Below are 24,754 nucleotides of genomic sequence, written 5' to 3' on the forward strand. Positions count from 1 at the left end.
GGAGGTAGTTTCCATGAGAGTGACCATTAATGATGAATGTATCGGGTGTGGCTTATGTGTCGCTGAATGCCCAGAGGTTTTTGATATGGGGGATGAAGGCGTAGCCTGTGTGTTAACGGATGACATTGCCCCGGATTTAGAAGAAAAGGTTTGTGAGGCAGTCGAAGGGTGCCCTGTGGCCGCTATTGAAATAGAGGAGGATTAAAAGAATGGCAAATCAAATGTTTTGTTTCCAATGTGAACAGACAGCGAAAAGTATGGGATGTACCGGTGGAGCAGGTGTCTGTGGTAAAAAGGCAGAAACGGCAAATCGACAGGATGAATTGACGGATGCCCTGATTGCCCTGGCTCGCACCATGGACGGAAAAGAGCGCCCGGAAAAAGCTGATCAGCTGATGGTGGATGGCTTATTTACCACCGTGACGAATGTCAGCTTTGATAATGAATCTTTAAAGGGGTTAGTCGAAGAGGTCCTTAAGCTGGTGGATACATCCAATCCAGTGGTTGAATCCTTTGATGTCCATGGGATGTGGTTGACAGAGCAAGAAGATATCCGCTCCTTAAAATCACTGATTCTGTTTGGCCTGCGTGGAATGGCGGCCTATGCCCATCATGCCAGGGTTTTAGGTTATATAGACCCGAAGGTCAATGATTTCTTCTTTGAAGGTATGCGTGCTGTGGGGAGTGAGCTTGATGCTGATGCATTGTTGGCCTTGGTTCTAAAGCTTGGAGAAATCAATCTGGCTTGTATGGCTCTCTTGGACCAGGCCAATACTGAAACCTACGGAACCCCTGTCCCAACAACCGTGGATTTAACCATTGAAAAGGGCCCCTTTATTGTGATTACAGGCCATGACCTCCACGATCTTAAGCTTCTGTTGGAACAAACTCAAGGAAAGGGCATTAATATTTATACCCACGGGGAAATGTTGCCGGCTCATGCTTATCCGCAGCTGAAGGCTTATCCCCACTTAAAGGGCAACTTTGGGACGGCCTGGCAAAATCAGCAGAAGGAATTTGCCGATATTCCAGGGCCCGTTTTGTTTACCACCAACTGCCTGATGCCAGTACGACCTTCTTATGCAGACCGGATTTTCACAACCTCGGTGGTGGCATATCCAGAAATGGTCCATATAGGCGAAGCCAAAGATTTCACTCCGGTTATTGAAAAAGCCCTGGAGTTGGGTGGTTATTCTGAGGATCAGCCTTTGACCGGTATTAATGGTGGGACCCAGGTTACCACTGGCTTTGGCCATGGGACGGTTCTTTCCGTTGCCGACACGGTGATTGATGCCGTAAAGGGTGGGGATATCAGCCACTTCTTCCTGGTTGGCGGCTGCGATGGTGCGCGTCCGGGTCGGAATTATTACACAGATTTTGTGAAGCAAACACCTGGAGATTCCGTTATCCTGACCCTGGCTTGTGGGAAATATCGCTTTAATGACCTGGATCTGGGGACCATCGGTGGTCTGCCCCGGATGATGGATATGGGCCAGTGTAACGATGCCTATAGTGCCATTCAGGTAGCGGTGGCCCTGGCGGATGCCTTTGGCTGTGGGGTTAATGAACTCCCCCTTTCCATGGTACTATCCTGGTATGAGCAAAAGGCAGTTTGCATTCTCTTGACCCTGCTTTATTTAGGGATCAAAAACATCTATTTGGGACCAACACTTCCTGCTTTTATTTCTCCAGGAGTTCTGGATCTTTTAGTTAAAAATTACAATATCCATCCGACGACGACCCCGGAAGCGGATTTACAGGCTATTCTGGGTTAATCTACAGGTTTTACCCTAAATCATTAAATCGATAAAACACGCCTTCCAGGGAATGGGAAATCACACCCTGGTGGAGTCGTGCCGCAAAAGAAGGTAGAATCGAAAAAAGATAGGGTGGTAAATCCTGTACCCTTGGGAAGACCTGAAGGCAAAGAACCTCTGTCAAATGATGGAGGTTCTTTTCAATCTCGCTTTGACTCAGGGGGGAGAGGATTTCTGTTAAATCATGGATCTGCCTTGCGTTCAGGGAAAGGGATGCCCCGTCCTCTCCAATGAGCAGGCAGCCAAGGACGGTTAAAAGGACGGTTTCACAGATATTACCTAAAAACAGGTTTTGATAATCCCTGGTGGTTCGGGATAAAAGGCGGCAAACCCCATGGGAATCAAAGGCACTTAGAAATTGCCATTCCAGATTCAAATGGGTCAGATATTGATGGATGGCATCGACCCCCACAAGGGCATTGGGATGGATGAGGGCCGGATAATCCAGGGTGAGACGGTGGTCCTGGGGATTGAATAAAGGATCGTAGGTATTAAAAAAAGCCGGAATACCTTCCTTTACCGTACTGCCACAATTAAGACACCTAAAATCATCAAAAATGATTAAAAGCTTTTCGTATAGTCTTTTACACTGATGGGTTTTGGAGAGGATCAGAGCATAGCCCCGTTCATAGGCTAAGGCTGGATCCAGGATGGGTGTGGGGAATGAGGGATCACCATGACCCTGGTACGCTTTTATACAATAGAGGACAGCTTCCATGAGCTGATTGGCCATCTCGTAGGAAAGGGAGGTGCTTCTTCCCTTGGTATACCGGTTGGCTAAGCTGGAAACAATGGGGATAAGGGATTCTGGGTTCATGGGATGGCTCCTTTAATGGGATGGATGGGAATTGAGCTGCTTTTCAAGAAGGCGTGATGCTAAGTCACCAAGATACTGAAGGTCCCCGCCGCAACGGCCGTTGTACAGGGTTTTCATAAAATCGAGTAGGGATTTGTCAGAAATAAAACCATTGCCAATACCCTTTAAGGAATAGAACAAGGTGGTGAGTCCATGGAGGGTGTCCAAAAAATTGCGATGGTCCAGATAAGGTGAATCCAAAAAGGTGTCAATAAGGGAATTCAAGATGCTATCCCCAAATTCAATGCGCTGATTGTCGGCCAGGCATTGGTTTTTATGGTCAATCAAGGCCTGGGCATCCCCTGGGGTCAGGGCGTATCCGTAAAGGGAGAGCCCATCATTGCAGGCTAAAAGATGGGACAGCTCATCACGGGAGGCTTTTGTTAAAACGGAAAAGGGGATAATTATCATGGGTGGAGAACCGCCTTTCATGGGAATTAATCCCATTATAGAACGGTGCTAGGAAAAGGTCTAGTCTTGAAAAAAGATGTGTTTTATGGTAATATAAGGACAGAAAATATTGAGGGAAAGGGGGTCGCGTTTCGCGATCCCCTTTTACCTTTTAGAGGGATGGTGAATCAAAAACATGGGGCAGGAAATAGGAAGGCAGTGGAATTGTGGTGAGCATGGTCAGGACTGCAGCGGCCTCTGCCTTGGTGATTTGGCACCTATAGGACAGGAGGTCATAGCAATGTCCTCGTTCCTCGTAGCTTACGCCGGCGGGGGTCAGGTCGTTACGGAGATAAAACGCCAAGCGCTTGTGGCGCTGCCCTGGGTTATAGGCACCCGGCTGCCAGGGTGCCTCAATGTATAAAAACAGCCGCTTGTGGGGATGGACCACCTTTAAATGATCCAGGATTTTGGACCCATATCCCTGGCCATGAAAGGCCTCATCGGTGGCGAAGTAGTGAATATACAATAGGTCCTTATGGTAAATGAGGAAGGTAAAGCCCACCAATTGGTTTCCATCCATGTATGCGACCCATTTGCCTCTGCCCAGGCGGATTAATTGGTCAAACAAAAAAGCCGGCATCCGTTCAACAGGGGGGAATCCTTGGTGATAAAGGGCTTTGACCTGCTTGTAAAGGTGGGACCCCTTGGGGACGGGAACCGCATGGATGCTCATATGCCCTCCGATCCGTCGACGATTATTTTTTCAATATAGGGTGAGGTGTTGGCGTGGAGGCCGGCACCATAATTACATCGGAATGGGATGATGCTGCCTGGTGACACCTTCCGGGGGCAATCTGTTATATCAAGGATGAGGTGGTCCGAGCTGGCAGCAATGATTTCGATGCCCGAATCCAGAGGCGTGAGTCCGTCGGGGGCTGTATCCTGTTGCCCCAGGGCACAGATAGCCCGGTGGCGAATGCCCTTGTCTTCAAAAACCGGTTCATTCCCAAAGGCATCCTTTCCCACCTTCCCAATGGGGACGGAGGGCTTGTCCTTCACCTCAATGACTTCTGTTTCTAAAATAAAGGTATGGTGATGGAGCTCGGGGTACCAAAGGTGGTTGGAGACATCGGTCCCGTAGAGGATCAGCTCGCCCACCCGTAAGTTATTAATACACTGGGGGAGAATACCATCCTTAATCATATAAAAGGTGCTGCTGGCACCACCGGAGGTAATGGCACAGCTTACTCCAAAGCGTTCTTTCAGGGCCTGCTGCATTAAAGCGAATTTCTCATAGGTTTCTACCGTGGGGACGATGGCACCAGTACAGGAAAGATTGACCCCAATCCCCATGAATGTAATATGCTCAAGGGTGAGGATGGCCGCCATGGACTGACAGAAATCCTCGATATCAAAATAACCCTCCCGTAAATCACCAAGATCGACCATCAGGATAATTTGATGGCTTTTTTGACGCTTGGCTGCGGCAGCATCCAGGGCTTGAATGACTGAGACCTCAGAATTAACGGAAAGATCTGCATATTTTACCACATCCTCTACTTCGGAGAGCATGGGAATGCGAATGAGCCATTTTTCGCATTCCAGGGTTTGAATTTTTTTTAGATTCTCAATGCGGGCATCCCCGATGGCATCGACACCTCCATGGAGCAGGGCCTGGGCTACATCCGGGTTTTGACAAGTGTTTTTATTAATACCGGTTATAGTGAGTCCGAGGGCCCTGGCCTGACGGACTACCCACTGGGCATTTTCTTCAATTTTTTTTGTATGGATTAAAAGTCTGGGATACATAACTACCTCTTTTTTAATGATCATGGAGCCTAGTATACCAAAGGACTGGGGAAAGGTAAAGTGGAAGCGGGGGAAACAAGGAAAAGACAAGCAAAATGGCGAAACGATTGACAGTTAATCACCCCTTGTTTATAATAAAAGATATGTCTAAAACACAATCGAGAGATTACTTTGGGAGGAACCAATGAAAAGATATAATCATACCGCAATTGAAAAGAAATGGCAGAAGGAGTGGGAAGAAGACCGCGTTTTCGCCATTGAAGAAAAAAGTGACAAGCCAAAATTTTATGGCCTTGTAGAATATCCCTATCCTTCAGGGGTTGGGCTGCATGTCGGACACGTCCGGGCATATACTTCCTTAGAGGTTATTTCCAGAAAAAGACGGATGCAGGGCTATAATGTTTTGTTTCCCATCGGCTGGGATGCCTTTGGTTTGCCTACAGAAAATTACGCCATTAAGACAGGGCGCCATCCCCGGGATGTAACGGATGAAAATATCAAGGTTTTTACTCAACAGCTCAAGGCCATCGGCTACTCCTTCGACTGGGATTGTGAAATTGATACCACAGACCCCAATTATTACAAATGGACCCAATGGATTTTTCTCCAGTTATTTAAACATGGCTTAGCCTATCGGGACCGGACCTATGTTAATTTTTGCAGTGGCTGTAAAGTTGTTCTGGCCAACGAAGATTTTAGAGATGGTAAATGTGATCGCTGTGGCAGTGAAGTGGTCCAGCTGGAAAAGGATGTCTGGTTCCTTAAAATTCGGGAATATGCAGAAAAACTGTTAAAGGGGTTGGACGATGTTGATTATTTACCCCGTATCCGATCAGAACAGGAAAACTGGATTGGCAAATCAACAGGGGCGGAGGTCGACTTTGATATTGCAGGGTACGATGAAAAGCTGAAGGTCTTTACCACCCGGCCGGACACCCTCTTTGGGGCAACCTTCATGGTTATTGCCCCGGAACATCCCCTCATTGAGGCATTGGCCGACAAGATTACCAATATGGATGCGGTAAGGGATTATCAGGAGGCTGCCAAACGGAAAACCGAGTTCGAACGGGTGCAGCTGGCCAAGGATAAAACCGGGGTCCGCATTGAAGGCATTACGGCCATTAATCCAGCCACGGAAAAGGAAATCCCCATTTTCATTGCCGATTATGTGATGATGGGCTATGGTACCGGGGCTATTATGGCGGTTCCAGCCCACGATACCCGGGACTGGGATTTTGCAAAGAAATTCAATCTCCCCATTATCGAAGTCATCCGGGGAGGGAATGTTGAGGAAGCGGCTTATACCGATACCAGCAGCGGGGAAATGGTTCATTCCGGATTTTTAGATGGAATGGAGGTTAAAGCCGCCATTACCGCAATGATCTCTCATCTTGAAAAAGAAGGACGCGGCAAAAAGACCATCAACTATAAAATGAAGGATTGGGCCTTTAACCGCCAGCGCTATTGGGGAGAACCCATTCCCATTATCCACTGCCCCCACTGCGGCATGGTGCCGGTACCGGAAGAGGAACTGCCCTTAGAACTCCCCATGGTGGAAAGCTACGAGCCCACAGACACCGGGGAATCGCCCCTGGCCGCCATGACAGACTGGGTAAACACCACCTGTCCGGTTTGTGGCGGACCTGCAAAGCGCGAAACAGATACCATGCCCCAATGGGCGGGATCCAGCTGGTATTTCCTGCGCTATTTTGATAACAAGAATGCCGATGCTCTGGCCGATCCTGAAAAGATGAAGTATTGGCTGCCGGTGGATTGGTACAACGGTGGGATGGAGCACGTCACCAGACATTTGCTCTATTCACGGTTTTGGCATCAATTCCTCTACGATATTGGCATCGTCCCCACTAAGGAGCCTTATAAAAAACGGACAGCCCAGGGTCTCATCCTTGGCAGCGACGGCGAAAAGATGTCGAAGTCCAAGGGAAATGTGGTGAATCCCAATGAGATCATTGATGAATTTGGGGCGGATACCCTGAGGACTTACGTTATGTTCATCGGGGACTATGAAAAGGCCGCGCCCTGGTCCGAAAATGGCACCAAGGGCTGTCGACGTTTTCTGGAACGGGTCTGGAAGCTCCAGGAAAGCCTGGTGGATGGTGAGGAATACAGCCCCGCATTAGAAACAGCCATGCATAAAACCATCAAAAAAGTCGATGGCGATTATGAAGAAATGAAGTACAACACGGCCATTGCTGCTCTAATGTCCCTGCTCAATGATTTTAATAAGGAAGGCCAGGTCACCAAGGCTGAATTTAGAACCTATCTTCAGCTGCTCTACCCGGTGGCTCCCCATATGACGGAAGAGCTGTGGGAAATGGCTGGATTTGAAGGCTATCTCCATGCCTCACAATGGCCAGTCTACGACGAGGCTAAAACCGTGGATGCGGTCATCGAGATGGCAGTACAGATTAATGGGAAGGTCCGGGGGAAGATTACCCTCCCCGTGGCCGCTGATGCCCAAGAGGCAAAAGCCATTGCCCTGGCCAATGAAAATATCCAGAACTATGTTGAGGGTAAGACTATTGTCAAGGAAATCTATATTCCAGGAAAGATTTTCAATATCGTTGTCAAATAGTGATTGAAAATGAGGGTGTATTCATGAAACACATTGAACTCTACACCGATGGCGGATGCCGGGGGAATGGAAAATCCGATCAAAATATCGGTGCCATCGGCGGGATACTCCTATATCCGGAAAAAAACGCCAGAAAGGAGTATAACCGCGCCTATCCAAACACCACCAATAATCAGATGGAGTTGTTGGCCGTCATCGAAGGGCTGAAACTGTTAAAGGAACCCTGTGAAGTGGTCATCCACAGTGATTCGGCCTATGTGGTCAACGCCTATTTACAGAATTGGGTAGGGGGCTGGAAGGCTAAGGGATGGAGCCGTGGTAAGGCCGGGTCCCTTAAGAATCGAGAGCTTTGGATAGCGTTAGATTCCCTGGTGGAACGCCACAAAACCACCTTTAAAAAGGTCAAGGGTCATGCCGATAACCCCCTGAATAATCGGGCAGACGAATTAGTTAATACGGCCATGGACGCCTATTTAAAAGCAAAAAAAGAGAGCGGGTTTCTCTAGAAAGGTGCATTAAAATTCACAATAGTTGGATTTTAATGCACCTTTTGTTTTTGAAAAAATACACAGTCAGGTCATTTTTTTCTGGTAATCCAGAGGGTGTCGTGATAAAATTACCGATGGATAATGTATACAGATTTGTGGAAAACAGGAGGAAGCAGTTTTATGTCATATGTTAATGAGATTTATGAAAAAGTTGTCGCTAAAAATCCCAGCGAACCAGAGTTTCACCAAGCCATCAAGGAAGTGTTAGACTCCATCGCTGTTGTTATTGAAGCCAATGAAGAAGAATATCGGAAGCTCGGTTTACTCGAACGGTTGGTTGAACCAGAAAGATTGATCGCTTTCCGTGTGCCATGGGTTGATGATAATGGCCAGGTACAGGTCAACAAGGGTTTCCGGGTGCAATTTAACAGCGCCATTGGACCCTATAAGGGAGGCCTTCGTTTCCACCCCTCGGTAAATCAGGGGATTCTTAAATTCTTGGGATTTGAGCAGATTTTTAAAAACAGTCTGACCGGCTTACCCATTGGTGGGGGCAAGGGTGGTTCTGATTTTGACCCTAAGGGTAAATCTGAAATGGAAGTGATGCGCTTCTGCCAAAGCTTCATGACAGAACTGTATAAATATATCGGTGCAGATCAGGATGTCCCCGCAGGCGACATCGGTGTCGGCGGACGTGAAATCGGGTATTTGTTTGGTCAGTACAAGCGGCTCACTGGCTTATACGAAGGGGTTCTCACCGGCAAGGGCTTAACCTGGGGTGGGTCTTTAGTTCGTACCCAGGCAACCGGCTATGGCGCCATTTATATTTTAGATGAAATGTTAAAGCAGAATGGAAAAGACATTGTCGGGAAGACCGTCTTGATTTCCGGTTCTGGGAATGTGGCCATCTACGCCACTGAAAAATGCCAGCAGCTGGGAGCCAAGGTTGTAGCCATGAACGATTCCAACGGCTATATTTACGATCCCGATGGCATTCAGCTGGATCTCATCAAAGAGATTAAGGAAGTCCGCCGTGGACGGATTAAGGAATATGTGGAAGCTGTTCCCACCGCCACTTATACTGAAGGTAAAGGCATCTGGACCATTCCTTGCGATATTGCCGTGCCCTGCGCGACCCAGAATGAAATCGATCTGGACGATGCCAAGGCCCTTGTGGCTGGTGGTGTCATGGCGGTGGTGGAAGGCTCCAATATGCCGACGACCTTGGAAGCCACTGAATATTTCCAGGAAAAGGGAATTCTCTTTATGCCAGGGAAGGCAGCGAATGCCGGTGGGGTTGCGACCTCTGCTTTGGAAATGTCCCAGAATAGTCAACGCCTGAGCTGGACATTTGAAGAAGTGGATGAAATGCTCCAAAATATCATGGTTGATATCTATCGGAAAACGGCTGATGCAGCAGAACGCTATGATTTGGCGGGGAATTTTGTTGCTGGTGCCAATATCGCCGGCTTTGAAAAAGTGGTCGATGCGATGATGAGCCAGGGTATCGTATAATACGTACCATAAAATAATTCAAAACCACCTTCCAAGTGTGATGATTACGCTGGGAAGGTGGTTTTTAGTTTAATCAATGGTTCCAAAATCGATGATGAAGTCTGTTAAAAAGTCGATGGCCTGTCCCAGGCTGGTGATGGAAAGACGTTCGTCAATTCCGTGGATGCCCGCTCTCTCGGCGGGGTTGGTGAGGACAGGAACAAAGCGGAATATAGCGTCACTGAGGTCCTGGTAATGCCGGGCATCGGTTCCACCGAGGGTGAGGTAGGGGACAACGACGGTATCGGGGAAGTCCATTTCAATACAGGTGGCCAAATAGTCGAAAGTTTTAGAAGAATAGTCTGAAAGGGGGGTGGCAAGCTGCTCCAGAAGGACTTCGAATTCTAAAGTGTATTCCCCGGAAAACTCCTGGAGGTACCCAATGATGTCCTCTGAAGTGTCCCCCGGCAGGGTCCGGCAATTGAAGATGACACTGGCAGCGTTTGGAAGAGCCCCCACTGTTTGTCCGCATTCTAAAATAGTGGGGACCACCGTTGTTCGGACCATGGCGGACGTAAAGGGGTTTTTACTGAAGGCACGATGGATTAAAGGGGCTGCCAGTTCAGGACGACTGAATAGTTGAGCCTTTCCCATTTTGTAAAATGGGGCAATGGTTTGTAACAAATCTCCAATGGGCGGGGCAATCCGTGGGGGCATGGGATGTTCCGCCAAACGGGCGAGGACCTTCGCAAGACCGTTCACCGCCGTTTGCTTTGGGGGAACGGCGGCATGGCCCCCGGGGCAGCGAAGGGTCATCTTTAGATTGATATGCCCCTTTTCCCCAACGCCCACAAAGGCAATGGGGTTGTGGCATTCCGGGAAGAAGCCTTCAAGGCACATGCCCCCTTCGTCCAGGATACACTCAAACCTGAGATTCTGATCCTTAAAAAACCGGGCGATGCGGGGTGCACCCAGATGACCGCCAAGCTCTTCATCGAATCCAATGGCCACATAAACATCCCGTTCCGGCTGTTGCCCTTTTTCAAGAATACCCTCCAGGGTTTCATACAGGGCGATGACCATGGATTTATCATCATAAGCACCACGTCCCCAAATGTACCCATCGGCAACAGTTCCAGAGAAGGGGGGATACCGCCACGCCTCCATGGACTGAGCTTCCACAGGAACGACATCGTAATGGGCAAGGAAAAGAAGGGGAAGGGCGTCCCGGTTCATGCCCTTCATATGAAGGACTAAGCCATAGCCGTTAATCCGGGTGTGCTCTAACGCGGAATGGCATAGAGGATAAGTCCGGGGTAGAAATTCAATAAATCCATCAAAGGGTGCAAAATCCCAGGTGGTGGATTGATGGGTTGATATGGTTTTATAGGTAATGGCTTCGGCTAAATGGGCCGTTGCCTGTTCAAGTTGCCTTTTTCGAATCATAGATGCTCCTAAAAAGTTGTTCTGTTTTCTTAAGAATACTGCATTCGCCCTGTAATTGCAAGATTTACAGGATGGTTTATGCTAGAATATTAAGGATTATGAAAGGTGGTATGGGTGTGGATGATGTTGTATTATCGGTTCGGGATTTAGTGGAATTCATCCTGCGTTCGGGAAGCATTGATAACCGATTTTCAGGATTTGACCGTGCGCAAATGGGGGCCCGAATCCACAGGCAACTGCAAAAAAATGCAGGACCCGATTATTCAGCTGAGGTTACGCTGAAGGATACCACCACGACAAAAGGGATTACTTTTTTCGTCCAGGGCCGGGCCGATGGCATTATCCGAAATGCCCTGGGGGTCACCATTGATGAAATCAAAACCACGGCCATGGACTTGGCGCTTTTAGAGGAAGAGGACCGCCCTGTCCATTGGGCCCAAGCCAAGTGCTATGCCTGGTTTGTGGCGAAAGAGGAGGGTCTGTCATCCATCTCAGTGCGGCTCACTTACTGTCAAATTGAAACCCGGGAGACCCGTTTTTTTACGAAGGTCTTTCGGTATGAAGCCCTCGAAGCCTTTTATTTAGAGCTTTTAGAGGAATACCTGTGCTGGGCCCGGATGAAAGAGGCCTGGGGGAAGATGCGGGACCAAAGTGCTGGGGACCTGGAATTTCCATACCCAGAGTACCGCAGGGGGCAGCGGGAGATGGCGGTAGCCGTCTATAACACCATTCGCCGTCAGGAGCGGTTGTTTTGCCAGGCCCCAACGGGGATCGGAAAGACCCTTTCGGTGCTCTTTCCCTCTATTAAAGCCCTGGCCCAGGGATTTGGCCATCGGGTTTTCTACTTAACAGCGAAAACCATCACCCGTCAGGTTGCCGAGGAGACGGTGGCCCTTTTACGGCAAAAGGGGCTGAGGATTAAATGTGTGACCTTGACGGCCAAGGATAAAATTTGTTTTTTAGAGGAACGCAGCTGCAATCCTGAGGATTGTCCCTACGCCCGGGATTATTTTTCAAAGGTCAATGAGGTGGTCTATGCTATGCTGGCCAAAGAAGAGGCCTTTACCCGGCCGGTTATCGAGAAATGGGCCAGGGACGCCATGCTCTGCCCCTTTGAACTATCCCTTGACCTTGCGGGATGGGTGGATATTATCATCGGGGACTACAATTATCTCTTTGATCCTGTGGTGTCACTGCAGCGCTTGTTTAATACGGGAGAAAGGGATTCGTTGTTTCTGGTGGATGAGGGGCATAATCTGGTGGATCGGGCCCGGGGAATGTACTCTGCCAGTCTGGGGAAGTCAAGCTTTTTAGCGTTAAAGCGCAGCCTGAATGGGAAGAAGGATAGCTTTTATAAAGCCGTGGATAAGGCAAACCAGGCATTTATTCTTTTGCGTAAGCAAAATGAGGGGTGTCGGGACAAGACCTATAAGGAATCACTGGCCCCCTTTAACGAAGCTATGATGACCTTTGGCTTTGCCTATGAAGCCTTTTCCAAAAAGCATCCCGAGCATCCAGCCCTCCAGGACAGCCTGGAGCTTTACTTTGCCGTCCGGAATTACCTTATGGTTTCGGAGTATTACGATGAGGCCTATATCACGAGTGTCACCTGCTTCGGCAGCGAGGTCATTGTCACCCAGCATTGCCTTGACCCGTCTAAAATCCTCTCGGAAACCATGGCGTTCGGGCGGTCGACCATTCTTTTTTCAGCGACCCTGACCCCCATGGATTATTATATGCAGGTCCTTGGTGGGGGAGAGGAGGCCCGGAAATACGCCTTGTCATCACCCTTTAGTCCAGAGCATCTCGGCATCCTCCTGGCGGATGAAATCAGTACCCGATATACCATGAGGGAGGCCAGTTACACTCCCATTGCAGAAATGATTGCTGCTTTTATTAGTGGGCGCTGTGGTAACTATATGGTATTCTTTCCATCCTATGCCTATTTGGAGGCGGTTGCCTCCGATTTTAAGGGGATGGCTGGGGAGGCGGTCCAAATCCTTTGTCAGCATCGGGAGATGGATGAGTCTGAGCGGGAGGCCTTTCTGGCGCGGTTTGAGGAGTCCGCAGATGTCACTCAGGTGGCCTTCTGCGTCATGGGGGGAATCTTCAGTGAAGGCATTGATTTAAAGGGAGACTGCCTTATTGGTGCGGTTATCGTTGGGGTTGGCCTGCCCCAGGTGGGCATGGAGCGGAATATCCTTAAAACCTATTATGATGAAAAAATGAATTGTGGTTTTGATTATGCCTATAAGAATCCTGGGATGAATAAGGTCCTTCAATCCCTGGGACGGGTGATCCGGGATGAGGAGGACTTCGGGATGGTCCTTTTAATCGATGAGCGTTTTAGCCGCTATGAATACCGACGGCTGTTGCCAAGCCATTTACAGCACCTTATCACGGTATCGACCCCCGATGCGGTTAAAGCCGAGGTTCAGGCCTTTTGGCAGCGGGAAAAGAATTCCTGGAATGCAATTGACAAGAAAGCAAAATAGTGATAGTATGATACAATAATTTATCATACAGGGGAGCTCGTGTGCGGGCTGAGAGGAAGTGATCAACTTCGACCCTTAAACCTGATGTGGGTAATGCCAACGTAGGAAGGACGAAGGATGCGAAGGATACCCATGGGTATCCTTTTTTAATGGATTCAAATTGAGAAAGTAGGGTGTAAATGACTTATACGACACAGATGGATGCGGCCCGTCAAGGGATTATCACAGAAGAAATGAAAAGGGTAGCAAAGAAGGAGGGGATTCGAACAGAGGATCTGATGGCCTTAATGGCCCAGGGAAAGGCTATTATTCCCTGTAATAAGAATCATGTGGCCCTGGACCCCGCGGGACTGGGGTCCATGTTAAAAACAAAAATTAATGTCAATCTGGGAACCTCCCGGGATATGACGGATCTCTCCATGGAGCTTGAGAAGGTACAGAGCGCCGTGGATTTAGGGGCGGAGGCCATTATGGATTTAAGCTCCTATGGAGACACCCAAAAATTCAGACGGATGCTGACGAAGGAATGCCCGGCGATGATTGGGACCGTTCCGATTTATGATGCGGTGGTGTACTACCATAAACCCCTGATTGAGATTACCACCGAGGAATGGCTGGATATTGTCCGGATGCACGCCGAGGATGGGGTGGATTTTATGACCATCCATTGTGGCATCAATAAGGAAACTGCCGTTAAATTTAAACGAAATAAACGATTGATGAATATTGTTTCCCGGGGGGGCTCCATTATTTTTGCCTGGATGGAAATGACGGGGAAGGAGAATCCCTTTTTTGAGCACTATGATGCGATTTTAGAGATCTGCCGTCAGTACGATGTCACCATGAGCCTGGGGGATGCCTGTCGGCCAGGCTGCCTTCAGGACGCCACGGATGCCTCCCAGATTGAAGAGCTGATGACCCTGGGCGAGCTTACTAAACGGGCCTGGGAAAAGGATGTCCAGGTGATGATTGAGGGACCGGGGCATATGCCCATTAACCAGATTGCCGCTAATATGGAAATTCAAAAGACCCTGTGTCACGGGGCGCCCTTTTACGTTTTGGGACCCCTGGTGACTGATGTGGCCCCGGGCTACGACCATATCACCTCGGCCATTGGCGGGGCCATTGCTGCCAGTAATGGTGCGGCATTTTTGTGCTATGTGACCCCGGCAGAGCATTTGCGCCTCCCGGATGTGGCAGATGTCAAGGAGGGGATTATTGCGGCCCGTATTGCTGCGCACTCGGCGGATATTGCCAAGGGTATCCCCGGGGCCATGGACTGGGATAACGCCATGAGTGCTGCCCGGAAAAAGCTGGATTGGAAGGGGATGTTCGATTTGGCCATCGATCCGGAAAAGGCTCGGGCTTACCGGGAGTCCAGTCAGCCGGAGAAGGAAGATACCTGTAGCATGTGCGGTAATTTCTGCGCCGTTAAAAACATGAACCGCATCCTCGAAGGAGAGATTGTCTCGATTTTTGATGAATGAGTGAGAGGGTGAACCTTTCGTTCACCATCAACCCGAATGGCAATGCTCTACTTTGTCTTCAATCCAAAAACCACCGCCCTGTTTTAGAGCGGTGGTTTTGCTGAAAAGAATATGGCTTTTATAATCCGAGTTTGACATCCACGGGATATTCTTTTTTGAGCTCGTCCACTTTGTTGAGATACTGACGGTTTTGCTTTTGGCCCAGAAGGAAGCGGTGGAGGCTTTCTTTGACGGCGTCAAAGGGAATGGTTTCACCGGTTTTTTCATCGGTCACCTTGATGATGTGCCAGCCGAATTCTGTTTGTACCGGTTCCTCACTCATTTCACCAACCTTTAAGGCAAAAGCAGCGGTTTCAAAGCCCGGGACCATTTTTCCCCTGGAGAAGTAGCTTAAATCGCCACCCACTTCCTTGGAGGGGCAGATGGAGTATTCCTTCGCGGCCTCTTCGAAGACCTTGCCCCCTTTGATTTCTTCGATGATATCAATGGCCTGCTGTTTGGCCGGTAGAAGGATATGGCTGGCACGGATGGAATCCGGCGCAATGAATTCCTGGGGATGTTCGTCGTAATAAGCCCGGACTTCCGGATCGTCCACGGTAAACTGGGACATGAACTGTGTGATCATGTGGGATTTAAGCAGCTTTTCCTTGGCCTCTTCCAATTCCTTTAAAAAGGCTTCAGATTCATCCACTTTTTCATCCTTACCTTCTAAATAGAACAACTCCTGGGCAATCATTTCTTCTAAAAGGCGTCGTCTGCCTTCCTTGGAGTTAAACTGGGCCTGCTGATCCTGGGGGGCCTGGGCGACTAACATGTCGAGCTGGGACTGCCGAATTTCTTTGTCGCCGACGGTTGCCAATACTTTATCTTCAATCATTAGTGTAATATCTCCTTTTAAATCGTAATGCAATGCTAAAATAGTATCCTTTAACAGGTTGTTTGTCAAGGAAAACACCCATATCAAAGGGAAAGCAAGGTGCGGACCGTGGGCTCATCAATATACAGGACATCTACTAAACCACCCAGGAGGCAGGCACGAATGGCTGCTGCCTTTTCCTGGCCCACTGCAATCAGGAGCTTGTTGGGGATGGCCTGAATATCGGCAAGGGGTGTGGCCAGGACGCGTTGATCTAATTCCGGATCAGCCAAATGGCCCCTGGCGTCGATAAAGTGGGAGCATACATCTCCTGTGGCACCCCGTTTCTCAATGGCGTGGTACTCTTCATCTGAAAAGCAGCCCATTTCAAAAAGCTGGGATTTTCTGGAGATATTTCCCACAGAATAAATGGCGATTTGACAGTCCTTGGCCATTTTGAATATTTTGTCAATCTGACTATCGGTGCGGATGGCGGCAGCAATGTCCTTATTGTCCACGACGGCTGGAGCAGGAAGGAGGTGTCCCGTTGAGCCAAAGCAGCGGACGAAGCCCTTGATGATTTCCATGGCACCACTTTCGTAGAGGACCCGGGAAAAACCGCCGTTGAGCTGGATGACTGAAACCCCGCTACGCTTGATGGGCCTAAGCTGTGGCAGAAGGGCGGAGAGGGTCCGGCCCCAGGCGACCCCCACAATGCTGTCATTTTCGATGTACCGGGGCAAATCCTCGGCCAGGGCGGTGCAGACGTCCTGAAGGAGGATCTCATCATTCTTTACAATATCCGGTACGATGACCGCCTTGCGCAGGGGATATCGTGAAATAAGCTCTGCTTCTAAATCTGAGAAGGAGTGGAGTGGCTCGATGACACGGACTTCCACAAAGCCAAGGTCCATGGCATTTTTTAGAATTCGGCTCACCGTGGATTTAGAGAGGTTTTCCGCAGCGGCAATATCAACCTGGCTCATTTTTAATTCAAAATGCATTTTTGCAATCCGTAAAATCTGATTCACCTTGTTTTGATCCATGGCCACCTCCGAAAAATATTTCATCCTCTAGATTTTGTTTCAATTTTATCAGGATAGAACAGGGAGTGTCAAGGGGAATTGTAGAAAGATAGGCGTAAATTAACTGATGAAAAGAATTGATAATGATAAATGGGATTAATTTCAAATATTGAAATATATCCCGAAATCCCTTGACAAAGGAAGGGGAAGGGTTTAAACTATAGTCATTGAATTAAACGGTACCTGCTGCAAATTTGAATGAATCAATAAGGAGTTTAAAATGAGTATTATTACCTTTATCGGCGCCGGACAAATGGCATCAGCATTAACCTTACCTGCTTTTGAAAATGGCCATGAGGTCCGTCTGGTGGGAACCCCCCTGGATGGTCAGATTATTGATCGGTTGAGGTCGGATGATTTTCATCTGAATTTAAAGCGTACCCTCCATCATGGGATTCAGTACTACCAGATTGATGAAGTGGGCGACGCGCTAAAGGGTGCCGATGTTGTGTTAGGTGGTGTTTCCAGTTTTGGGGTCGATTGGTTTGCCGAGGAAATTTTACCCATCATTCCAGAAAGCGTTCCCCTGTTGTCGGTGACAAAGGGAATGATCGATGGGGAAGATGGTTCGATGATGACCTACCCTGCCTATTGGGAAAGCCGTTTACCGGAGGGAAGCCAGCTATCCATCAATGCTATCGGTGGCCCCTGCACGAGCTATGAATTGGCGGACAAGGATCATTCAGCCGTTGCTTTCTGTGGCCATGACATGGAAACCCTAAAATTTTTAAAGGGACTTTTTACAACGGATTATTACCATATTAGCTTATCCACTGATGTGGTTGGAGTGGAATGTGCGGTGGCCTTGAAGAATGCCTATGCCCTGGGGGTATCCCTGGCTGTGGGTCTGGCTGAACGGCGGGAAGGTATTGGGGTCCAGCATTACAATTCCCAGGCGGCTTTGTTCGGACAATCCGTTAAGGAAATGAAGGCCCTGCTGAACATTGTGGATGGTTTAGAGGAGAACATCGTTTATGGTGCCGGGGATCTTTACGTGACCATCTTTGGTGGTCGGACCCGAAAAATTGGAACATTGTTGGGCCGGGGAATGACCTTTGAAGCGGCCATGGAGGAGTTGTCCGGTGTGACCTTAGAATCCATTGTCATCGCAACCCGTACCGCCCGGGCGGTGAAGGCCCTGGCGAAGAAGGGTCAGGTTTCCCTTGATGATTTTCCGCTGCTGATGCACGTGGATGCGATTATTAATGGGGGGGCTGAGGTGGATATTCCCTGGAAGGCCTTTGAGACGGAAAAGGTTCGGTAGGGGAGTGAAGCCCACTTTGTCGACAGTCTGAAGCCGTGGTTTGATGACCGCGGCTTTTTAATGTATAATAATTTAATTGAGATTGTATGAAAGCAGGAGGAAGATAAAATGATTAAGGCCATTATTTTTGATATGGATGGAGTGATTATTGATTCTGAAGGAGTTTATAAGAAAATCGAAGGGGAGATGTACCGGGATTTGGGGATTGAGATGAGCCAGGAGGAAGCCTTGATGAATATGGGCATGGGGATTCACAATTGGTGGAAAAAGCTCCAGATCAAGTATCAGTTAAAGGAAGACCCCAAGGCCCTGGCAGATCAGGAGGTCCAGGCCTATTTAGACTATCTTTTCGACGATGAACAGGAAAAGCGGTTTATGGATGGGATTGGAGAATCCCTGGCGGCCTTGTCCGAACGGGGATACCGGCTGGGGGTGGCATCGGGCTCTGATGCTGCAGCCGTCGACCGGGTTTTGGCGATTTCTGGTCTCCAGGAGTATTTTACTGCCCGGATTACCGCTTCAGATGTAGAAGTCTGTAAACCTGACCCTGAAATCTTTTTAAAGGCGGCGGAGGCCCTGGAGGTTACACCCGGGGAATGTCTGGTCATTGAAGATTCCTATAATGGCATCCTGGCGGCTAAAGCTGCGGGGATGGGGTGTCTGGCCTATACCAGTGCACCCGAGGGGATGGTGGACTATTCCCTGGCTGATGGACGCCTCCATCATCATGGTGAGTTAATTAAGAATTTTTTATAAAGCGTATAATGACGGAGCCTGGGGCCTTGGAAGAATGCTTCTGCTTTACATATAAAAAAGTCAAGATATGGTGTCTAAAGTGTGGTATAATTGCAGAGAACCTATATATAGTAGGTCAGCAATAACAAGAATTGGAGAACGAAGTGAAGAGCATCAAAGATCTTTTTATGCGTCATTTTACGGCAGAAATTGCCGATGGGTCTAAAACAGTATACGATCTTTTTGAGTGGCAGGAGGTTGATGTTACCCTGATGAACTATCAAACAGGGGACATTCTTCTGGAAATGGCGGGTCTGGAATTTCCCGTCAACTATTCCCAGAATGCCTGCAACATCATTGCCAGCAAATATTTCCGCCGAAATGGGATTCCCAATGGACGGGGTTATGAATACAGCATGCGGGAAGTGGCCGATCGGATGGTTGGCTTTTGGGCAGATGCCCTAAGGGATGAAGGGATTATAACAACCCAGGAAGAGTGGCAGATTTTCTACGACGAATTGGTTTTTGCCCTGCTTTCCCAAATGTGGGCACCAAATTCACCCCAGTGGTTCAACACCGGGATCAAAAGAAGCTATGGCATTGCCGGGGATTCAGATAGCCTGTACTATTTTGATGAAAAACTGGGGAAGGTGGTGGAATCACCGGATCGCTTCTCCAGAACCCAGTCCTCGGCGTGCTTTATTTTATCCATTGAAGATAAGCTGCTGGGGGAACACTCCATCTCCGATCATTATGTGAGCGAAACCAAACTCTTTAAGGGCGGATCTGGTGTGGGGACCAATTTTTCATCCCTTCGGGGTGAAAATGAAGCGTTAACCAGTGGCGGACATTCCTCCGGGATGATGAGCTTTCTGTTGGGACTGGACCGGAATGCCGGTGCCATTAAGTCTGGAGGAACCACAAGGCGCGCCGCTAAAATGGTTATTGTCGACGTTGACCATCCTGAAATTGAAACCTTTATCGATTGGAAGGTTCGGGAGGAAGAAAAGGTGCGCGCCCTGGGGAAGATGGGCTACGATACCACCATGGACGGTGAAGCCTATCGAACCGTAGCAGGGCAGAATTCCAATAATTCCGTTCGGCTGAACCGAACCTTTATGGAGGCGGTGAAGGATCTCCAGAATAATCCAGAACGGACCATGACCCTTAAGGGACGGGTGGATCACCAGGTGGACCACGAGGTTTCTGTTGCTAAAATCTGGAATAAAATCAATACGGCGGCCTGGAAATGTGCGGACCCTGGCCTGCAATTTGACGATATTTTTAACGCCTGGCACACCTGCCCCGGTGGTGAGGATGGGGATACCACCCAGAAAAAAAATCGGATCAATGCCACCAATCCGTGTTCAGAGTATGCTTTTTTAGATGATACGGCCTGTAATCTGGCGTCCATCAATACTTATCGTTTCTTCAATGCCAAGACGAAGAAAATCGATATTGAGCTCTTTGCCCATCTGGCGGGACTCATCCAATTGGTTTTAGAAGCCTCCATCCATTGGGGACAGTTCCCCACGGTGGATGTGGCAAGGAAGAGCGATTTGTTCCGAACGACGGGTTTAGGCCTGGCCAATACGGCCTCTGTCATCCTGGCCCTGGGTTATCCCTATGATTCCGAGGAGGCCAGAAGCCTCACCGCAGCCCTGGCAGGGATTATGACTGGGCATTCCTATTACGTTTCGGCGCTCATGGCCAGTGCTGTGGGTCCCTTTAAAAAGTACGAGGTGAACAAAGCGTATATGCATCGGGTCATCCGTAACCACAGCCGGGTAGCGGGGACACTGACGGATGCCCTTGAAGAAATTCCCTATAAGCCGGTATTCATTGACCACTCCATCCTGTTAAACATGGGATTTGAGAATATCAGCAGCCGGGTGAAGGATGCTTGGCAGGATGCTATGGAATATGGCGAAGCCTTTGGCTACCGGAACGCCCAGGTGAGTGTCATTGCTCCAACGGGAACTATTTCCTTTGCCATGGATTGTGGGGCAACCTCGGTTGAGCCCTTCTACAACCACGTGGTCTTTAAAAAGCTGGTGGGTGGCGGTTCAATGGAAATTGTTAACCCGGTGATCGAAACGGCGCTGAATACCTTAGGATACAATAAAGAGGAAATCCAGGACATTGTAGAATATATGATGGATAAGGATGAATCCGGTTATATGGTTCACGATACCCTAGAGGGGGCACCCCATTTAAAAACCGAGCATCTGCCAGTCTTTGATACGGCCAATACCATCCGTCCAGAGGGCCATGTGCTCATGGTGGCGGCCATTACCCCCATGATCAGCGGGTCGGTGTCTAAAACCGTCAACCTGCCATCGGATGCCACGGTGGATGAGGTACGAAAGATCCATCTCCTGGCCTATGAGACCGGGACAAAGGCCATCGCCATTTATCGGGATGGCTGTAAGGCATCCCAGCCCTTATCTTCTGGAAAATCCATTTCCTCGGATGAAGAGCTGGAGGATTGTACCTATAAGGATTTGTTGGCCTTTGCCAAGAAGTGTAACAAAGGGGTACCCACACGGAAGAAGCCAAAGGGGGTTCGAAATAGCCGTACCCACTCGGCCAAAATGGGGGATATCGAATTGTATATCACCATTGGCTTTTATGAAGATGATCGGATTTCAGAACTTTTTGTTTCCACGGATCGGGATGGGACTGTGGTGAAGGGGCTGCTGGCCTCCTTGTCTAAAACCATTTCCCATATGCTCCAATACAATATCCCTCCGGTGGATATCTCGTCCATTTTAAGGGGACAAAAGTATGAGCCCTCGGGATTTGTGTCACGGCATCCTTACATTAAGTATGCTTCTTCGATTTCGGATTTAATTTCCAAGGTTATCGATATTGAGTGCGGGGATTACAGCCGCTGTCAGGTAAAACCAGCCCATCATCATTATCGTTCGGAGCGGGAGCCTAAACAGATGACCATGGTGGATTCGGAATCCCTGGGGACTGACATCGACCTGGCCCAAAGTGAAAAGATCTATGGTGAGGTGTGTTCCAATTGTGGGAGTGACCGTTTAGTGCGGAATGGAACCTGCAAGGTGTGTCTGGACTGCGGAACGACGACGGGCTGCTCCTAGTAGTCTGGGAAGGGAGCGGATAAAAAAGATTCACCCCGGACCCCAAGCGCTGACGAACAAAGGGAAGCCGTGCATTTGTCAGTGCGCAAAACCTTCGGTTTTGATAAGGTTTAAGGCGGGTTTACTTTCTTAATTTGATGAAAGTTGAAAGTTTCAGTCCGCAGGGGCACCGGGGTTCTCGTATTTTTATCCGCTCCCTTCCCTGGGTTTGTCAACAGTCTGAGGCTGCGTATCAATGGTATGCAGCCTTTTTCGTATTTTGAGAGAAATGGGGAGGAGACCATGCTGACCTTTGTACTAAAAAATGACCATTACGAGCCCTTGTATCGACAACTATACCAACAGATCCGACGAGAAATTATGGCAGGGAATTTGAAAACAGGCGAAAAGCTGGCCTCCAAACGGCAGATGGCCGAGCACCTTAAAATCAGCCAGAATACCGTAGCTGCTGCCTATGACCAGTTGGTGGCCGAGGGATATATTGAAGCACGGCCACGCAGTGGCTTTTATGTGTCCCCCTTAGAGGATGTGCTGCCGGATACTCCGTTATCATCGCCACCTTCTTTGGACGGGGATTATATGCCAGATAAAAAGGAGCAGTGGGAGTATGACTTTGTGACCAACACCGTTGATGCGTCCTGTTTTCCCTTTCCCACCTGGGCAAAAATATCACGTCAGGTGCTCAGTGAAGAGGATGGCGCCTTATTAAAGGCTGTGGACCCCAGGGGATACTATCCCTTAAGAAAAGCCATTGTCGATTATGTCCATCAGTATCGCGGGGTACGGTGTACCCCGGAGCAGGTCATTGTGGGGGCGGGCTCTGAATATTTGCTGGGATTGGCCGTCCAGCTTATTGGGCGGGACCAGCTGTATGCCATGGAGAATCCCAATTATGAAAAAGTATACCGTGTACTGCAGTCTGCCGGGGTATCCGTTTCGCCCATTTCTTTGGATCAGGAGGGGTTATCCATTACGCACTTAAGGGAATCCGGAGCATCGGTGGTCCATACGACCCCCTCCCATCAGTTTCCCCTGGGGATTGTCATGCCCCTTCGGCGAAGGATGGCGCTTCTCAAGTGGGCGGCTGAGGAAAGGGGCCGGTATATTTTAGAGGATGACTACGATAGTGAGTTCCGATTCAAGGGTCGGCCCATACCCGCACTCCAGGGCCTGGATTCATCGGATTGTGTCATCTATTTCAACACCTTTACCCGGAGCCTGGCACCATCCATGCGTATCTCTTATATGATTCTGCCACCGCCGCTGCTAAAGCGTTACGGCCAGTTTTTTTCCTTTTACTCCTCCACGGTTTCCCGATTTGAACAACACACCCTCCATCGCTTTATGATGGATGGGCATTTTGAGCGGCATCTCCATCGGATGCATAAAATTTATGGCCGCCGTCGGGATGCCATGGTTTCCGCCCTTGGCGGCAATGATCCCAAAGGGGAAAATCCAATAAGCATTTTGGGGGACAGTGCCGGGCTGCATCTTCTGTTGACCGTTGAGAACGGCATGACGGAAGCAGAGCTGGTGGCCAGGGCTAAGGAAAAGGGAATTCGTGTTTATGGGTTATCTGAGTACTATATGCTTTCAGAAGAACAGATGCCCCGGAATATGGTGGTCCTGGGATATGCTGAATTTACGGAATCCGCCATTTATAATGCCATCGGGCGCTTGAAAACAGCTTGGGGAGTTCTGGGTGAAAAGAATTATTGACATATGCCGGAAATGGGTGTATGATTAAGTTACTGGCATATGTCAGAAAGAAAGGATGTGAGGACATGCCAAGACCTTGCAAAAAGCGGCGTATTTGTGCAAAACCCAGGAATACAGGTTTAATCCCTGTCCCCATGGGTGATGAGGACCAGACAGTGATTATGGCCATGGATGAATTTGAAACCATTCGACTCATCGATTTGGAGGGACTGAACCAGGAGGAATGTGCAAAGAATATGGATATTGCCCGGACGACGGCACAGGCGATTTATAATAGTGCCCGGAAAAAACTGGCAGTATGTCTGGTGGAGGGGAAGCGCCTTAAGATTGAAGGCGGGAATGTCATTTTGTGTGACCACCCTGCCCGAGGCTGCCACGGCCATTGTCCCCACCGCTGCGCAAAGATGACGGTTTATTGTCCCCACGAAGGAGGAATTTGATGAGAATCGCAGTAACAGTTGAAGATGGTTGGATTTTTCAGCATTTTGGTCACACCGAGCGTTTTAAGGTGTATGATGTCCAGGATGGACGGGTGGTGAGTGCGACCACGGTCAATACCAATGGCTCTGGTCACGGTGCCTTGGCAGATATCCTCCATAAGCTGGATGTGGACACCCTGATTTGTGGCGGGATCGGCGGTGGTGCCCAGCGGGCATTATCCGAAGTGGGAATTGATTTATTCGCCGGGGTTAAGGGATCCGCAGATGATGCGGTGGAGGCGCTGCTGGCGGGGTCCCTTCAGCAAAATACACAGGCCAATTGTGACCACCATGGCCACGGGGAAGGGCACCAATGCGGTAGCCAGGGCTGTGGCTCCGGGCATTGTGGACATTAGAGGGTTAAAGTAAAGGGGGGCGTTCATCCGCAGAGGCTCTCGGCAAGTATGATGCCATTTCAGACTGTCGATAAACCCAGGTTTGGGAGCGGATAAAAATACGAGAACTCTGGCGCCCCTGCGGGCTGGAGTTCTCGGTTTGTGTCAAGTTAAGAAAGTAAACCTGCCAACAACTCGATCAAAACCGAAGGTTTTGTGTACTGACGATTGAGAGGTTTCCCTTTGTTCATCAGCGCTTGGGGTCCGGGGTGAATCTTTTTTATCCTCTC

The 24,754-nt window shown here is 49.1% G+C and carries 20 protein-coding genes and 1 riboswitch; of the genes, 13 read left to right on the top strand and 7 right to left on the bottom strand.

The window, feature by feature from the left end; translation table 11 throughout:
* The first annotated feature begins 13 nt into the window (after nucleotides 1-13).
* The gene (locus BLU30_RS01840) at nucleotides 14-205 is read left to right on the top strand and encodes a ferredoxin (RefSeq protein ID WP_090242886.1); all 192 of its coding nucleotides are present in this window, start codon (nucleotides 14-16) and stop codon (nucleotides 203-205) included.
* Between the two features lie 4 nt (nucleotides 206-209).
* Complete coding sequence (gene hcp / locus BLU30_RS01845) at nucleotides 210-1,775, top strand: hydroxylamine reductase (protein WP_242873476.1); 1,566 nt, start codon at nucleotides 210-212, stop codon at nucleotides 1,773-1,775.
* A gap of 10 nt (nucleotides 1,776-1,785) precedes the next feature.
* Here hcp and BLU30_RS01850 read toward each other — a convergent pair whose 3' ends face one another.
* The 4 genes from BLU30_RS01850 to BLU30_RS01865 all read right to left on the bottom strand — a co-directional run bounded on the left by BLU30_RS01850 (nucleotide 1,786) and on the right by BLU30_RS01865 (nucleotide 4,875).
* Nucleotides 1,786-2,634 (bottom strand): DUF6179 domain-containing protein, encoded by an 849-nt coding sequence (locus tag BLU30_RS01850; RefSeq protein ID WP_090242888.1) that lies wholly within the window; start codon nucleotides 2,632-2,634, stop codon nucleotides 1,786-1,788.
* 12 nt (nucleotides 2,635-2,646) lie between these two features.
* On the bottom strand, nucleotides 2,647-3,084 hold the full coding sequence (locus BLU30_RS01855) for a DUF6323 family protein (protein WP_090242891.1): 438 nt from the start codon (nucleotides 3,082-3,084) through the stop codon (nucleotides 2,647-2,649).
* 151 nt (nucleotides 3,085-3,235) lie between these two features.
* Nucleotides 3,236-3,799: a GNAT family N-acetyltransferase gene (locus tag BLU30_RS01860; protein WP_090242893.1), complete on the bottom strand. Its 564-nt coding sequence runs from the start codon at nucleotides 3,797-3,799 to the stop codon at nucleotides 3,236-3,238.
* Entirely contained in the window at nucleotides 3,796-4,875 is a 1,080-nt protein-coding gene (locus BLU30_RS01865) for an alanine/ornithine racemase family PLP-dependent enzyme (RefSeq protein ID WP_090242895.1), read from the bottom strand. The genes BLU30_RS01860 and BLU30_RS01865 overlap by 4 nt, the downstream gene beginning before the upstream one ends.
* A 184-nt stretch (nucleotides 4,876-5,059) precedes the next feature.
* On the opposite strand from BLU30_RS01865, the gene leuS reads away from it, so the two are divergent.
* The 3 genes from leuS to gdhA all read left to right on the top strand — a co-directional run bounded on the left by leuS (nucleotide 5,060) and on the right by gdhA (nucleotide 9,474).
* On the top strand, nucleotides 5,060-7,471 hold the full coding sequence (gene leuS, locus BLU30_RS01870) for a leucine--tRNA ligase (protein WP_090242897.1): 2,412 nt from the start codon (nucleotides 5,060-5,062) through the stop codon (nucleotides 7,469-7,471).
* 23 nt (nucleotides 7,472-7,494) lie between these two features.
* The gene (locus BLU30_RS01875) at nucleotides 7,495-7,977 is read left to right on the top strand and encodes a ribonuclease H family protein (protein WP_090242899.1); all 483 of its coding nucleotides are present in this window, start codon (nucleotides 7,495-7,497) and stop codon (nucleotides 7,975-7,977) included.
* A gap of 162 nt (nucleotides 7,978-8,139) precedes the next feature.
* A complete protein-coding gene (gene gdhA, locus BLU30_RS01880; RefSeq protein WP_090242903.1) occupies nucleotides 8,140-9,474 on the top strand; it encodes an NADP-specific glutamate dehydrogenase in 1,335 nt (444 codons plus the stop codon).
* A 69-nt stretch (nucleotides 9,475-9,543) separates the two neighbouring features.
* Here the strand turns inward: gdhA and BLU30_RS01885 are convergent, their stop codons facing one another.
* Nucleotides 9,544-10,899, bottom strand: coding sequence for a M20/M25/M40 family metallo-hydrolase (locus BLU30_RS01885; RefSeq protein WP_090242905.1), 1,356 nt, complete (start codon nucleotides 10,897-10,899; stop codon nucleotides 9,544-9,546).
* A gap of 110 nt (nucleotides 10,900-11,009) precedes the next feature.
* Here BLU30_RS01885 and BLU30_RS01890 point away from each other — a divergent pair, with 110 nt between their 5' ends.
* On the top strand, nucleotides 11,010-13,394 hold the full coding sequence (locus BLU30_RS01890; RefSeq protein ID WP_090243172.1) for an ATP-dependent DNA helicase: 2,385 nt from the start codon (nucleotides 11,010-11,012) through the stop codon (nucleotides 13,392-13,394).
* Between the two features lie 19 nt (nucleotides 13,395-13,413).
* Nucleotides 13,414-13,519: riboswitch (TPP riboswitch) on the top strand.
* Between the two features lie 54 nt (nucleotides 13,520-13,573).
* Complete coding sequence (thiC, locus tag BLU30_RS01895; RefSeq protein ID WP_090242907.1) at nucleotides 13,574-14,881, top strand: phosphomethylpyrimidine synthase ThiC; 1,308 nt, start codon at nucleotides 13,574-13,576, stop codon at nucleotides 14,879-14,881.
* 118 nt (nucleotides 14,882-14,999) lie between these two features.
* Here thiC and BLU30_RS01900 read toward each other — a convergent pair whose 3' ends face one another.
* A complete protein-coding gene (locus BLU30_RS01900) occupies nucleotides 15,000-15,758 on the bottom strand; it encodes a peptidylprolyl isomerase (protein WP_242873477.1) in 759 nt (252 codons plus the stop codon).
* Nucleotides 15,759-15,841: 83 nt separating this feature from the next.
* Nucleotides 15,842-16,783 (bottom strand): sugar-binding transcriptional regulator, encoded by a 942-nt coding sequence (locus tag BLU30_RS01905; RefSeq protein WP_090243176.1) that lies wholly within the window; start codon nucleotides 16,781-16,783, stop codon nucleotides 15,842-15,844.
* A 259-nt stretch (nucleotides 16,784-17,042) separates the two neighbouring features.
* Between BLU30_RS01905 and BLU30_RS01910 the strand changes: the two genes are divergently transcribed.
* From BLU30_RS01910 to BLU30_RS01935, 6 genes are all read left to right on the top strand, one after another.
* Nucleotides 17,043-18,086 carry a glycerol-3-phosphate dehydrogenase gene (locus BLU30_RS01910; protein WP_090242909.1) on the top strand — a complete coding sequence of 348 codons (1,044 nt, stop codon included), beginning with the start codon at nucleotides 17,043-17,045 and terminating at the stop codon, nucleotides 18,084-18,086.
* Nucleotides 18,087-18,194: 108 nt separating this feature from the next.
* Nucleotides 18,195-18,842 carry an HAD family hydrolase gene (locus tag BLU30_RS01915; protein WP_090242911.1) on the top strand — a complete coding sequence of 216 codons (648 nt, stop codon included), beginning with the start codon at nucleotides 18,195-18,197 and terminating at the stop codon, nucleotides 18,840-18,842.
* A gap of 143 nt (nucleotides 18,843-18,985) precedes the next feature.
* Entirely contained in the window at nucleotides 18,986-21,931 is a 2,946-nt protein-coding gene (locus BLU30_RS01920; RefSeq protein WP_090242913.1) for a vitamin B12-dependent ribonucleotide reductase, read from the top strand.
* A gap of 282 nt (nucleotides 21,932-22,213) precedes the next feature.
* Entirely contained in the window at nucleotides 22,214-23,650 is a 1,437-nt protein-coding gene (gene pdxR, locus BLU30_RS01925) for a MocR-like pyridoxine biosynthesis transcription factor PdxR (RefSeq protein WP_090242915.1), read from the top strand.
* A 65-nt stretch (nucleotides 23,651-23,715) separates the two neighbouring features.
* Nucleotides 23,716-24,090, top strand: coding sequence for a DUF134 domain-containing protein (locus BLU30_RS01930; RefSeq protein ID WP_090242916.1), 375 nt, complete (start codon nucleotides 23,716-23,718; stop codon nucleotides 24,088-24,090).
* Nucleotides 24,090-24,485: a NifB/NifX family molybdenum-iron cluster-binding protein gene (locus BLU30_RS01935; RefSeq protein ID WP_090242918.1), complete on the top strand. Its 396-nt coding sequence runs from the start codon at nucleotides 24,090-24,092 to the stop codon at nucleotides 24,483-24,485. The genes BLU30_RS01930 and BLU30_RS01935 overlap by 1 nt, the downstream gene beginning before the upstream one ends.
* Nucleotides 24,486-24,754: the final 269 nt, after the last annotated feature.

It is taken from the genome of Eubacterium barkeri (assembly GCF_900107125.1).
In the GTDB taxonomy this organism is placed as follows: domain Bacteria; phylum Bacillota; class Clostridia; order Eubacteriales; family Eubacteriaceae; genus Eubacterium_O; species Eubacterium_O barkeri.